Consider the following 13,633-nt stretch of genomic DNA (forward strand, 5'->3'; position numbering starts at 1 on the left):
GTAGGCATGGCTACTGAATCTAAAATACATCAGCCACAAATCAAAATCCCTGCAACATATATGCGCGGGGGCACCAGTAAAGGGGTGTTCTTCGCTCTGAATGACTTACCAGAGGCGGCGCAAAAGCCTGGCCCTGCAAGGGACAACCTCTTACTGCGGGTGATTGGCAGCCCTGATCCTTACGCTAAGCAAACCGACGGTATGGGCGGCGCAACATCGAGTACCAGCAAAACGGTGATCCTGTCGAAAAGCGATCGAGCCTGCCACGATGTGAATTATTTGTTCGGCCAAGTGGCTATCGATAAAGCCTTTGTCGATTGGAGTGGTAACTGCGGTAACTTAACGGCTGCTGTGGGCTCGTTTGCCATCAGTAATGGTTTGGTGAGCGCCAGCCGTATTCCGCAAAACGGCATTGCCGAGGTGCGTATTTGGCAGCAAAATATCCAGAAAACCATCATCGCCCATGTGCCCATCACCGATGGCGAAGTACAAGAAACCGGTGATTTTGAGTTAGACGGTGTGACATTTCCTGCAGCTGAAGTGTTGATAGAATTTATGCACCCAGCGGATGACGGCGATGCGGCTGCCGAAGGCCCAAGTGGCATGTTCCCCACAGGTAATATTGTGGATACCTTGGATTCACCTGAGCTGGCGGCTGTTGGGGTAAACAACCTTAAAGCCACGTTAATCAATGCAGGTATTCCAACGATTTTTGTAAACGCGGAAGACATTGGTTATACAGGCACAGAATTGCAAGAAGTGATAAACGGCGATCCCGCTGCACTGACCAAGTTTGAAACCATTCGCGCTCAAGGTGCTGTGCAAATGGGGTTAATCAAGGATATTAGTGAAGCTGCGTCACGTCAGCATACGCCGAAAGTCGCGTTTGTAGCGCCGCCAACGCCTTATGTGTCATCCAGTGGCAAGGCCATTGAACGTGATGACATCGATGTATTGGTGCGGGCCATGTCGATGGGTAAATTGCATCACGCCATGATGGGTACGGCGGCCGTGGCCATTGGTACAGCTGCAGCCATACCAGGCACACTGGTAAATTTAGCCGCGGGCGGTAACGAGCGCAGCGATGTGCGTTTCGGTCACCCATCAGGCACCCTAAAAGTCGGCGCGGCTGCCGAGCAAGTGGATGGCCAATGGTCAGTGATAAAAGCGTCCATGAGTCGCAGTGCGCGTGTATTGATGGAAGGCTGGGTGCGTATCCCTAAAGACAGCTTCTAACTCGCTTAACGAGCACAGCTTAAGTCACTTGTCGGACTTGGCGCCGAATATCGCCAGTATCGCCTAAGCTGACTTAATCGGCGTCATTTAGATAAGCGATTGGAAAGCGACCTTAGCCTTTGCTAAGGTCGCTTTTTTATGTCAGCTGCTTTCACAGGGTATCGAAATTCTATTTTTCAACCTATGTTGAGCTCGTAATTAAGGATAAGCTGCAAGGATGATCGCCCCCCATACTGCCGCGTTTTGGCGCGCCACCCTAGCACTGTGTTTAGGCTCCTTCATGGTGTTTGCTAACTTGTATGTTACCCAGCCATTATTGCCTATGATAGCTGAGCAGTTTGGGGTGTCCGCGCTGCAATCAAGTGTCAGTTTTACTATTACTACCTTTACTCTGGGTATCTCTCTGCTGTTTTACGGGCCGCTCTCTGATGCCGTTGGGCGCAGAGGGATCATGTTGTTCACCATGGCGGGTATTACGGTTACTACTACTTGCTTGGCATTCGCTGGTGATTATCACAATTTGCTGATTTTACGTGCCGCGCAGGGTTTCTTTTTAGCAGGTTTACCCGCTATCGCGGTGGCCTACATGAGTGATGAATTTAACGCTGATGCTTTGATGATAGCCGTGGGTATCTATATCAGTGGTAATTCACTCGGTGGCATCGGTGGGCGCTTACTCGGGGGATTTTTAGGGGAAAACTTTGGTTTAACGGGCACATTCGAAATAATGGCGTTATTAAGTTTGAGCCTGACATTGGTGTTTGCTTGGCTTTTACCGCCCTCAAAACGCTTTACTGCTAAAGCGCTGCGGCCTATACCCATGCTAAATCAGCTGGGAGCACATCTTGCCAACAAACGCTTACTCTTGAGTTACCTGATTGGCGGACTAAGCTTTTTTATCTTTGTGAACCAATATAGCTTTGTTACGTTTGTGCTCAAAGACAGCCCGTATGCTTTATCGGCGCAGTATATTGGATTGCTATTTTTAACTTATTTATCTGGCACTTACGCATCGGCTATTTCAGGTAAGTTGGGCAAGCATTATTCGCAACCGGTATGCATGATGGCGGGTACAGTGATAATTATGCTGGGGTCAGCCGTGACCTTAATTCCGTCTTTGTATGCGATTATTCTAGGGTTACTGATTAATGCCTTTGGTTTCTTTTTAACGCATTCCACTGCAAGCAGTTGGGTAAGCTTAAATGCTAAAACGGGCAAAGCTAGCGCGTCTTCTTTGTATCTGACTTTTTATTATCTTGGTGCCAGTTCTGGAGGCATCTATTTAAACCTATTCTGGCAAGGCGGCCATTGGGGGGGCGTTGTGTTAGGGTCTTGGTTAATGCTGTTGGTTATATTGGCACTCGGTTACAAATTAAGACGTCTACATGGTATTTCATAGTAGACCTCACTATAGTAACGCCATGCACTAACACTATTTATCCTTTTCGTTGATCTGCGCGTTTGGGCACTATAAAGTTCATAGACCGGTTTACTTGTTGGAATAGCCACAATTACGAGTCATATACCAGATAACACTGTATTACTTAGCTTAAGCAAACTGAGGCAAGTTATTGCATTAGGTACAGTGCTGATGATGAGTTTTATCATTGCGGATTTAAGCGTTATCCCCGAAGCGGTTAAACAGGTCTACCTTGTCTCTCGGTTAGGCATGCAATTGCCAATATTGTGTATCTTTTTCGCTCTGACTTTCCTACCGAATTACCATCGAATTTATCACTTAGTGCTGTGTGTCAGTCTCCTTCTAGTGTGCTATGCCAACTACTGGCTGATTGTACAATGCTGGCAAATAGCAGAGTTTTCATTTTCCTATGAGGGGACTCTGCTTTATGGACTTTTTTGTATGTTTATCATGCGATTATCATTCAAATTTTCAATTATTTTTGTATCGTTTACTATATTCGGATTTGCTCTAATTGTAGGCTTATACCCTGTTTACGCAGGCTTTGGTATGGTGAATCTTGGCTTTGTCTCCCTTGGTTTACTGATCAGCTTGATTGGCGTAAAGCAAATTGAAAGTGCCTTTGGGCGCTTTCAGCATCTTAACGAAAAGCTAGTGCACTTAAATCAAATAGATCAATTAACTGGGCTATATAATCGTGGCGCTTTAGAGCAACAGTTTGATCTGATGCTATCGGTTTCTAATCGTATAGGCACATCTCTCAGTGTGTTTATGATTGACCTTGATAATTTTAAAGATTTTAACGATGGCTATGGGCATTTGCGCGGTGACGAGGTGATAAGAATTCAAGCAGAAATATTAAGGCAAGTGTTTAATCGTGAGACAGACACGGTTGCGCGCTATGGCGGTGAAGAGTTTATTGTCATATCACTGGGCATTAACGCACTGGCTTCTGAGGCGCTGGCTGCTGAAGTGCTGCGAGAGTGGGCAAGAAGAAAAATTCAACACGGTAAAGGTCAGGGCCAAGACTTTGTAAGCTGTTCCATTGGTCTGATAAGTACGCATGTAGACAAAGACACGCAGAAGATGCAATTAATAGATCAAGCGGATAAAGCACTTTATGTGGCAAAAAATGAGGGCCGAGCGCGCTTTATTAATGCTGATATTGCTGACGGGTCTTAATAGTACTTCCATTTTGGTGCACAACAACGCGACTCATTACGTGGTTGACTGCAAGGTTAAAAGCACTTCGTCACTGGGCAACCGACCGAGTAATACTGCCACTCACTTTGCAATTATTACTGTGTTAGCGCTTAGCTCCCCGGTTTTTACCTTCTAAAAATATCATTCCGTTACAGCCAAACATGTCTACACAATAGAGCGCTTCTAGCATGAGCACGCGAACGTATATAATTTCCAGTGATTGGAATACCCCTTGCTTAGCCTACGTCACATCACTTTAACGTTACGAACAGGTATGCACTTTTAAAGCGACAACCAAAGCACAAGGTGTCATGTGCAGCCAAAGCCGTAACTCAGCAAGAGGACAATACCATTGCCAAATATTCATAATTCAACGTCATCTCAGCCCGAAACAAATAACGAGCTAAGCAGTGAAAAAAGCAGCGAGAAAAGCGCCTTTCCTTCTTTATCTGCGCCAATCAATATGGGCAACATACAGCTCAAAAATCGTGTGTTCATGGCCCCGCTAACACGCTCGCGCTCAACCCCAGGGGAAAATTTACAAACGCCTTTGCATGCCTTGTATTACGCACAACGGGCCTCCGCAGGCCTGATCATCTCTGAAGCCACCCAAATCAGCCCTCAGGGCCAAGGTTATGCGTGGACGCCGGGCATTTTCACTGACGAGCAAGTTCAGCATTGGCAAGTGGTCACAGATGCAGTGCACAACATGGGGGGGCGTATTTTCTGTCAACTATGGCATGTTGGGGCAATTTCTCATCAAGTGTTCCAGCCGCATGATGCGCGGCCATTTTCATCAAGCGAATTTCAACCTGAAGGCGAAGCCTTTGTAGGGGATCTATTGCCTGATGGCCCAACGGTGCCACACCCTACAGCGCAAGCGATGACGCTTGAGGATATTGATAACCTTAGACGCGATTACCGCCACGCAGCGAAATGCGCCAAGGAAGCTGGGTTCGATGGTATCGAACTACATGCTGCCAACGGCTATTTACTTGATCAATTCATTCGCTCATCGGTGAACAAACGAGACGATCAATATGGTGGCAGCGTCGAGAATCGATTGCGTTTACTCGAAGAAGTCATTGACGTTATCGCACAGGAAATACCGCGCAATAATATTGGTGTGCGCTTATCGCCCACCGGCGGACCAGGTGGCAGTTATGACGACGATCCAGAAGGTACTTACGTTGCCGCGGCTAAGGCAGTATCTGGCAAAGGTGCCGTTTATCTACATGTGGTTCGCCCGAATAACCACACAGGCGATGGCTCAGGCATCGAGCAAGGTAACCAACTGCTTAAAGATATGCGCGCAGCCTTTAGCGGGGTGTTTATCGCGAACGGTGAATTTAGCCCACAAGAGGCTGATACGTGGATTAAAAATAATGACGCTGATGCAGTGGCATTCGGGCGCTCATTTTTAGCTAACCCAGATTTACCCGCTCGCATCGCTAAAGATGGCCCTTACAACGAGCCAAATGACGAGACATTCTACGGCGGTGGCAGTGAAGGCTACGTGGATTATCCTTCATTGAGTCATGTTAAATCAGCTATGTAAGATCTCACCCTCACACCTGTTTAATGTAAGGCAAGCAACGCAAAGCTTGCACCTAATACTTAACGTGGCGCTGACTTGTGCAAAAGTAGTTAGCGCCTCGGTTTAACAACTGCGAGAAAGCGGGTATTGAATTGACGGTTACTCACAATATTTTTCGCGATAACCAAGAGAGAAATTATGACGACTATTTCAGCATATGCAGCAAAATCAGAAGACGGCCAAATGGCACCCCATGACATTAAACGCCGAGCGCCTAGCGAGCATGATGTACAAATCGATATTCAGTTCTGTGGGGTGTGTCACAGTGATTTGCACGCGGTTAAAAACGACTGGGGCAACTCCAATTACCCTCTAGTGCCTGGCCACGAAATCATCGGTGAAGTCAGCGCTGTGGGCAGCAAAGTAAGCAACTTCAAAGTAGGTGATACCGTGGGTGTGGGTTGCATGGTGGACTCATGTCAAACTTGTGCAGCTTGTGAGGAACACCTTGAGCAGCACTGCCTGAACGGCGCGACCATGACTTATAACAGTAAGTTAAAAGACGCTGCTGATGATGAAGAAGACATCACGCAGGGCGGTTATTCTAAGCGAGTTGTGGTTAACGATAAATTCGTACTAAAAGTGCCCGAGAACTTAGATAAAGCCGCTGCCGCGCCACTACTGTGTGCGGGGATCACCACTTACTCACCGTTACATCAACATGGTGTGAAAGAAGGCATGACAGTGGGTGTGATTGGTTTGGGTGGCTTGGGCCATATGGGCATTAAGTTCGCTTCTGCCATGGGCGCCCATGTGGTAATGATAACCACCTCTAAAGATAAAGCCGATGACGCCAAAAAGCTTGGCGCGGATGATGTGTTAGTCACTAAAGACAAAGACGCCATGAAAAAATGGCGAGGTAAATTTGATTTCTTGCTTAACACCATTCCGGTGGGGCATGACGTGAACCCGTATCTATCTTTGCTTAAATACAACAGCACTATGTGTTTTGTCGGTGCCATTGAGCCACTCGATGCAGTTAACGGTGCATTTATGATTGGTGGGCGTAAAGCGCTGGCTGGTTCTCTCATTGGTGGCATCAAAGAGACCCAAGAAATGCTCGATTTTTGCGGTGAGCATAATGTGGTATCCGAAATCGAAAAAATTGATATGCAGGATATTAATGACGCGTTTGAGCGCATGAAGAGTAACGATGTGCGTTATCGCTTCGTCATTGATATGCAGAGTTTATAAGACGGCTTGATAATGAGAATTCAATAATGCGGCTATAAGTCGAACATTACCTAGAAACCCAAGCACAGTGCTTGGGTTTTTCATTTACAGCTCTCTAATACAGGCCTTGTATCTAAATACGTCCAATAAGGCTCGGGCAGCGCTTACCCAACATTGATTGATGCTTTGAAAAGGTGCATTGCAACTAAAATGGTGCTCACTTTGTTGGGCGCTGCATGGCGACAATGGACCGCATTGAGAGTTTATTTTACCATTTACATGTAAGTTGTTGATATCAATATATATTAATCAACACTTGAGATTCATAGCTGAAAAGTTAGTCCAGCGGCATGTTTCTGGCAACTTCTGATGTAGGCAAGCGAAAAATGCAACTCGTCATGGCAGGTTTGCTTTTGATAGGGCGCGTTAAATGATTTTGATTGAGACCACTAGACGTTCAATCATTCACCTTGCTCAAACAGCACACTGACCGCTGTGAGAATGTACAGAAAAGCTCAACACGCCCTGAACAAATTTGCATTTTTAAACAATAATAAAGGAACAGAACATAACGTGCGCAACACCCTAATCTGGCTGTCAGTCGTTCATGCATGTAGATCTTAAATTGAAGTCTTCTCTTCATCTTAAGGATAATGACGTGAATATGCGGCTGACACTGACCAACTTCATTATGGATAGTTGAATGAGTCAAGGTTATCGACACATAGTCGGCGGTACTACATATCAATTCACGGGTTTGGCCCAGCTAATGGCCAAAGCCACTCCGCTGCGCTCGGGAGACATACTTGCTAGGGTGGCAGCTGAGACTGAGCAAGAGCGTGTGGCTGCACAATTTACCTTAGCCGACGTTGTGCTGACTGACTTTTTAAATGAAGCTTTGGTGCCGTACGAAAGCGACGAAGTCACGCGGTTAATAGTGGATAACCACAGTAAAGAGGCGTTTGCACCGCTAGCGCATTTAACCGTAGGTGATTTTCGCAATTGGCTGCTCAGCGATTTCGCCACGAGTGAAGTACTGGCCAGTGTTTGCGCTGGCATCACCCCTGAAATGGCCGCGGCCGTGTGCAAAATAATGCGCAATCAAGACCTGATTTTGGTGGCCAAAAAGTGTCAAATTACCACAGCGTTTCGCAGCACGATTGGCCTACCTAACCGGCTCTCAACGCGATTACAGCCAAATCATCCCACAGACGACATAAACGGGATCGCGGCCAGCATGCTAGATGGATTGCTGTACGGAAATGGTGATGCGGTCATAGGGATTAACCCAGCGACTGATAATGTAGCTCAGGCCACACATTTGCTGCATCTAATGGATGACGTCATCCAGCAATATCAAATTCCTACACAAAGTTGTGTGCTTACCCACGTAACCAACACTATAGAGTGCATAGAAGCAGGCGCGCCCGTGGATCTGGTTTTCCAGTCTATTGGAGGCACTCAAGCCACGAACAGTAGTTTTGGATTCGATCTATCGACATTAGCAGAAGCGCATGCGGCAGCGCTGAGCTTAGGCAGAGGCACAGCAGGCACTAACGTGATGTATTTTGAGACGGGTCAGGGGAGTGCGTTATCCGCCAATGGGCACCACGGGTTAGACCAACAAACATGTGAAGCCAGAGCTTACGCTGTGGCTCGTAAGTTTAATCCCTTGCTGGTTAATACGGTGGTGGGTTTTATCGGTCCGGAATATTTATACGACGGCAAACAGATCACCCGAGCTGGGCTCGAAGATCATTTTTGCGGCAAATTGCTTGGTCTGCCGATGGGCTGTGATGTGTGTTACACCAATCACGCCGAGGCCGACCAAAACGACATGGACAACCTGCTGACATTACTCGGGGTAGCAGGCTGTTCATTTATTATGGGGATCCCGGGCTCAGACGACATTATGCTGAATTATCAAACGACCTCATTTCACGATGCTTTGTATTTGCGTCGGGTGATAGGCGCGCGACCAGCACCGGAGTTTGAGATGTGGTTAGAGAAAATGAATATCATGAAAAATGATGGGCAGTACATACTATCAGATCATGTGCCAGACGTTTTTGCCCGTTCGTTAAAGGCACTAAGGGGACGTTCATAATGAAAAAGTACAATGATGAGCCCAGTCACGTGAGCAATATGATGAATAGTCATGCAAGCATGACAAGCAGCGATGTCGTTAATAACCCATGGCGCACGTTACGTCGTTACACAAATGCGCGAATCGGGCTAGGCAGAGCAGGGATAAGCTTACCTACCTCAGAAATGCTGGGATTCCAGTTGTCGCATGCCAAGGCCCGAGATGCAGTAAAATTGCGATTAGACACAGAGGAGCTACAACACAAACTGACCGAGTTTTCGTCAGTGTTGCCTTGCCCACCTATGATGCTGCATAGCCAAGCGTTCGATAGAACGACATTTTTGCAGCGCCCAGACTTGGGCCGAAAACTAAATGATGTGTCGCGCAATCTATTGCTGAAGTTCATGACGCAACAAGCAGGAACTACTCAGCCAGACTATGACTTGGCCATTGTGGTGGCGGATGGGCTTTCATCCATCGCGGTGCAATACAATGTTCAACCCTTGCTTAGGCAATTAATCACTTTGCTAAAGCATGAGTCGGAATCGTGGCGTCTTGCCCCGCTGACCGTGGTAGAGCAAGGGCGAGTGGCTGTTGGGGATGAAGTAGGAGAGTACCTGAACGCCAAAGCGGTATTGATGTTAATTGGGGAGCGCCCGGGGTTAAGCTCGCCCGACAGCTTAGGTTTGTATTTCACTTGGGCACCAGAAATAGGCTTGACCGATGCGCGGCGAAATTGTATTTCGAATATTCGACCCGCTGGCTTGGGTTATGATGACGCCGCGCATCGAGCATTATATTTACTCAAAGAAGCGCGGCGCTTAAATCTGTCTGGTGTCGCTTTGAAGGATCGCTCTGATAGCCCAGCCCTCAACGCGCTAAAAACCAACGCTGTGTCTAAGCGCAGCTTTTTGACTAAGCCGAGTTAGCGTAAAGCTAGGGTGATTTGATTAAAACCGAGCTGTTGTATCGACTCCATTAAATACAACTGCTCGTTTAGGTTTTATCATGAACATCATGCTTTAGTGATGCTTGTTACCTTGTGTCTACGCGTGTTCTAGCGGTTACCAAGGTTCGTTCGCGAAGGAACAAAGCGTGCTAAACCAAACAATCCGACAAACAACAACCAGAAAGCACTGGCGCCTTCACGCTCATACTCTTCTTCGTATACGTCACAGTTATCAATCGAACCACCTGGAATGGGCACTAGCTTAATGGCGACAACGTGGGTGCTTGAAGATTGGGCATCGTACTCATCTAATTCAATTTCACCTGTAATGTCTTTGTTAACGCTAGACACAGTTGCCGTTGCGATGATTTCGCCATTTTCGTTAATGCCATTTGCTTGAGCAATGGTGTAAGGGCTGTTGCATTCAATTAAGTCGTTTAGGCTTGAGAAGATATCGTTACGATAATCATAAACAAAGCCTTCTACCCGGCGAATGCCTGAACTGGTTTCTTCAAACTCGGTGAAACCAACGACTAGGTTGTCATCATTAATTGCGGTGGGCACCGTGGAGGCACTGTCGAAGAAATCATCTGGGTATTCAATGATACCTGAGTCGTAGTCATACACGAAAAACTTGTTGGGCGTTGAGCCCAGTACGCTTTTGGTGGCGTATCCTACCACCAAATCATTGTTATTGATGTCAACCGCGTAGCTGGCAAAAACATCGTACTCTTCGTCGCTATCTTCGCTGATCGTGTAGGCTTTGTCGTTATCGTAAATCACCGCCGCTGAGGTTAATGTGTCAGTATTTTGATAGAACGCCGGTGACGTACCCACGGCAATACCAAAGTCGTTGATGGCGACAGCCGTGCTGCTGTAAACCGTAGTGTCATCGTCGTCCGGCTCAATTAACATGGGTAGGGTGTAGGTATCTTCGACACCGCCATCGTCTAGTTGCCAAATCACTCCTCGTTGCTGAAAAACGCTTCCGAGACTGGCATTGGTGCTGATACTTAAACTGCGCAAACACGACGCTTCAGGGATATCACCTCGCTCATCTTCATCGGCACACGCATCAATACTGTCTTGCAATGTGGTCGACACCAATTCAGTGCTCCCTATGCCCACCACTTGGTTTAGTTCGTTTATATCGTAGGCTTCGCTGTATCCACCCAAAGTGCTTTCAGGCGGCGTAAGCTCGATTACATCATCTTCTATTTGCGCAAATGCACGGTAGTAAAAATCATTTAGCACATAAGTGACGTCTTCAATGTCTTCTGTCACATATTCCAGTGTGTAAAAACCGTCGAAACTTTTCCCAACGGTATAGCCAAAGTCGTTGATACCACGCACCGTTGTGGTGGCACTGTTACGGTACTCGTCGGTGTCGCTGTCAATGGTGTCAAAACCATGCAGCAAAATACTGGTGTCTTCTGAGGCTACATAGCTATTTAAACTGGCGATTTGCTGGAAAAACTGGCTTTCAGCATTGGCGGTAATATAGGCATATAAAAATTCGTAGTCAGCAGTATTGAAGTCGCCTGATCGGGCGTTTTCTAAATTGGTTAACCCGGCAATGAGCGTCGCTGAATCAAAGTCCAGCAAAGAAACATCAATCACGGGATTAAACTGCGACGCTAGGTTAACGGCGATCTCACCGATGCTGTTGATGGCAGTTGGGTATGAGTCCACGCCTAATTCTGCAACGGGTAGCTCAACTACTTGATACTGAGCACCGAACGCAGCAGGAACTGACAAAAAGGCGCTAGACAGAAATGCGCTGGATAAAAAGGCTGCTATTCGTGTTTGTTTCATTGTTTTTTTCATCGCTTGTTTCATTGCTCGTGTGAACGCTTGATTATTGCGGCTTACTACTTGCCTTTATAAAAGCGCTCTGCTCAAAACGAAATGTCTGACTCTGTTAGCGCGGTTGTTTATCTAGCTTGTGCAATGCTTTACTGGTTTTTAGGCAATAAAGGGCCTAACAGCGATAAAGCAAAAAGCTTTCAAAGCGTATGATGCAGATGTCGGCTAATGTGAGTCTTGGGTCGTCACTTGATATATGAATCAGCGCCATAGCAGGACAATCCTTTACTATGGCGCGAACGCGGTAAACCAATTAGTTAACTTGGTTTTGATCCACTAATGTCATGCTGAACCCGGTTGATGCGCTGTCATCCGGGGCAAAAATCAAGAACTGCTCAACACTGTCTTCGTCTAATGTCAGTTGGAAGCTGTCCATGATGATATCGCTGCCTTCGATAGTAGCGATGGCGAACACATCGTAAGTGTTATTGATAAGCGTGATAGAGCTATTGCTTTCTTGTAAAACAGACAGGGTATTATCAGCCGTAGAAATCACTTCGTCGTTCTCAACAAAGTAGAATTTCACGCGGCTGAAGTCGTCTGAATCACTCAAGTTGACCACTTTGATTCCATGGCTATAAATGCTTGAACTGCTGCTCTTGGTGATGGTTAAAGACTTGATGATGGACTCGTAGTTATCAACGATACCGTCTTCGTTTTCATCGATAATATCGTCTTCGTCATCATCAACGGCGTCCGTTTTTGAGTATAAGAATACAATATTGTCAGCGTTTTCTTGCAAGCTTAGTAAGGCATCATGGATGAACAATTCGTCATTATCTGCATTTAGAATGTCGAATGAATAGTCACCGTTCGAGGTCGTTGTCGTTTCACTGAATTGGCCGTAGCCTAGATCATCGACCACCAACTCGCTTTCGTCATCTAAATCAACATTTAAGTCGACTACACCTGTGTAATCAGGAATGTATTGGTTGGTGGCGATGCCGTTGTAAAAACCAAATGAGGCTTCAGCGTCAACATCGTTTAGCTCAGTAACACTGTTTACACCGATACTGTCGATGGTAAAGGGTGAGCTGCCTACACCCACGTTGTCACGCAGTACCACAACATATTGGCTGACAACAGAATATGAAATATCTTCAGAGGTAAAGATTGGCTCGCTACCACCTGGCTCAGTGATGTAAAAAATATACTGGTCTTGTTCAATCTTAATATTGTCAGTAAGGCTGTTGAGTTCAACGGTTGATACGAACTCTGCTTCATTGAACGTTTCGTTATCTTCAGAGATGTAAACATCCACAGTTGAATAATCAGTGTTCAGGTTTAGAAAACGCACGTTAAACAAATCATCGTCGTCATCATCATCGTCATCTACCACAGGGATATCAAATGTGAGTACGTTAGGCGAGCGAATATCGTCAGTAAGGGCAACAAAGGTAATCACTTCGTTTTGAATTTTATGCTGCTCTTGATAAATCACTTCAAGATCGCTGCGATCGCTGCTTTCTTCGTCTTGCCAACCAAGCTCAACCCAATAAGTGTCATTGTCTAGGGCGTTGTTCGAAGTCACATTGCCGAACGTCACTGCACCATAGGTAATTTCAATTTCGTCGTCGTCATCTTCATCTAAGTCTTCATCAACGGTGAGATACACTGCTGGAGCGTTGTATGAGGCGTTGTAAAAGCGGATGTATCCAGTGTTGTCATCGTCACTTGAACCACAGCCAGTAAGAGACAATAACGCAACCCCCAAATATAGAGCAGGGGAGCGAATTATCGACGACGTCGTTTTGCTTAACTTCATTGTATCTCCAGGTTTATTTTCTTAGGTGAGAAGCGGTCATATTTCACCTAAGGCTTTGTTTAATTGCCATTGTGACGTAAGGATAAAACGTTAAGTTCATTGGCTATGAGGCTCTTTACATAACCTTTACCTTTCTTGGCAATCACTGACACTTCTATACAAATGAAGACAAAAGTCTGCGGAAAATTTGAACGAAATAGTTGGATTTAACCGGTTGGCTTGCACTGGCTACACACTGGTTACAGCTGAGCTGAAAGAAATGCCCAGCGGCTTTTGCTCTGCATTCTTATTATCTGAAAGGGAACAACCATGACTACCCAGCGACGCCTTGCTCAAAA

Annotated in this window: 9 protein-coding genes; 7 read left to right on the top strand and 2 right to left on the bottom strand. The window is 46.2% G+C overall.

All coding sequences use genetic code 11. The features are described 5' to 3' along the window. Positions 1 to 6: 6 nt before the first annotated feature. The 7 genes from prpF to eutC all read left to right on the top strand — a co-directional run bounded on the left by prpF (position 7) and on the right by eutC (position 9,644). Entirely contained in the window at positions 7 to 1,236 is a 1,230-nt protein-coding gene (gene prpF / locus AC0VYA_RS06905; protein WP_475490500.1) for a 2-methylaconitate cis-trans isomerase PrpF, read from the top strand. A 217-nt stretch (positions 1,237 to 1,453) separates the two neighbouring features. Continuing rightward, a complete protein-coding gene (locus AC0VYA_RS06910; protein WP_475490501.1) occupies positions 1,454 to 2,635 on the top strand; it encodes an MFS transporter in 1,182 nt (393 codons plus the stop codon). Between the two features lie 192 nt (positions 2,636 to 2,827). Continuing rightward, the gene (locus AC0VYA_RS06915; RefSeq protein WP_475490502.1) at positions 2,828 to 3,838 is read left to right on the top strand and encodes a GGDEF domain-containing protein; all 1,011 of its coding nucleotides are present in this window, start codon (positions 2,828 to 2,830) and stop codon (positions 3,836 to 3,838) included. A gap of 484 nt (positions 3,839 to 4,322) precedes the next feature. Beyond that, positions 4,323 to 5,417, top strand: coding sequence for an alkene reductase (locus AC0VYA_RS06920; RefSeq protein WP_475491041.1), 1,095 nt, complete (start codon positions 4,323 to 4,325; stop codon positions 5,415 to 5,417). 177 nt (positions 5,418 to 5,594) lie between these two features. Continuing rightward, positions 5,595 to 6,650 carry an NAD(P)-dependent alcohol dehydrogenase gene (locus AC0VYA_RS06925; RefSeq protein WP_475490503.1) on the top strand — a complete coding sequence of 352 codons (1,056 nt, stop codon included), beginning with the start codon at positions 5,595 to 5,597 and terminating at the stop codon, positions 6,648 to 6,650. Between the two features lie 682 nt (positions 6,651 to 7,332). Next, positions 7,333 to 8,736, top strand: a complete 1,404-nt coding sequence (locus AC0VYA_RS06930) for an ethanolamine ammonia-lyase subunit EutB (protein WP_475490504.1) — start codon at positions 7,333 to 7,335, stop codon at positions 8,734 to 8,736. Next, positions 8,736 to 9,644 (top strand): ethanolamine ammonia-lyase subunit EutC, encoded by a 909-nt coding sequence (gene eutC, locus AC0VYA_RS06935; protein WP_475490505.1) that lies wholly within the window; start codon positions 8,736 to 8,738, stop codon positions 9,642 to 9,644. The genes AC0VYA_RS06930 and eutC overlap by 1 nt, the downstream gene beginning before the upstream one ends. Positions 9,645 to 9,772: 128 nt before the next feature. On the opposite strand, the gene AC0VYA_RS06940 is transcribed toward eutC, so the two are convergent. Together AC0VYA_RS06940 and AC0VYA_RS06945 are read right to left on the bottom strand one after the other, a co-directional pair. Further along, complete coding sequence (locus AC0VYA_RS06940; protein ID WP_475490506.1) at positions 9,773 to 11,479, bottom strand: DUF3466 family protein; 1,707 nt, start codon at positions 11,477 to 11,479, stop codon at positions 9,773 to 9,775. A 304-nt stretch (positions 11,480 to 11,783) separates the two neighbouring features. After that, the gene (locus AC0VYA_RS06945; RefSeq protein ID WP_475490507.1) at positions 11,784 to 13,295 is read right to left on the bottom strand and encodes a hypothetical protein; all 1,512 of its coding nucleotides are present in this window, start codon (positions 13,293 to 13,295) and stop codon (positions 11,784 to 11,786) included. Between the last annotated feature and the right edge of the window lie 338 nt (positions 13,296 to 13,633).

The organism is Paraglaciecola sp. QJM3NY_14 (assembly GCF_056173245.1).

Coding starts and splice junctions, on each gene's coding strand:
- prpF (WP_475490500.1), top strand. CDS start 7: ATGGCTACTGAATCTAAAATACATCAGCCACAAATCAAAATCCCTGCA.
- AC0VYA_RS06910 (WP_475490501.1), top strand. CDS start 1,454: ATGATCGCCCCCCATACTGCCGCGTTTTGGCGCGCCACCCTAGCACTG.
- AC0VYA_RS06915 (WP_475490502.1), top strand. CDS start 2,828: ATGATGAGTTTTATCATTGCGGATTTAAGCGTTATCCCCGAAGCGGTT.
- AC0VYA_RS06920 (WP_475491041.1), top strand. CDS start 4,323: ATGGGCAACATACAGCTCAAAAATCGTGTGTTCATGGCCCCGCTAACA.
- AC0VYA_RS06925 (WP_475490503.1), top strand. CDS start 5,595: ATGACGACTATTTCAGCATATGCAGCAAAATCAGAAGACGGCCAAATG.
- AC0VYA_RS06930 (WP_475490504.1), top strand. CDS start 7,333: ATGAGTCAAGGTTATCGACACATAGTCGGCGGTACTACATATCAATTC.
- eutC (WP_475490505.1), top strand. CDS start 8,736: ATGAAAAAGTACAATGATGAGCCCAGTCACGTGAGCAATATGATGAAT.
- AC0VYA_RS06940 (WP_475490506.1), bottom strand. CDS start 11,479: ATGAAACAAACACGAATAGCAGCCTTTTTATCCAGCGCATTTCTGTCT.
- AC0VYA_RS06945 (WP_475490507.1), bottom strand. CDS start 13,295: ATGAAGTTAAGCAAAACGACGTCGTCGATAATTCGCTCCCCTGCTCTA.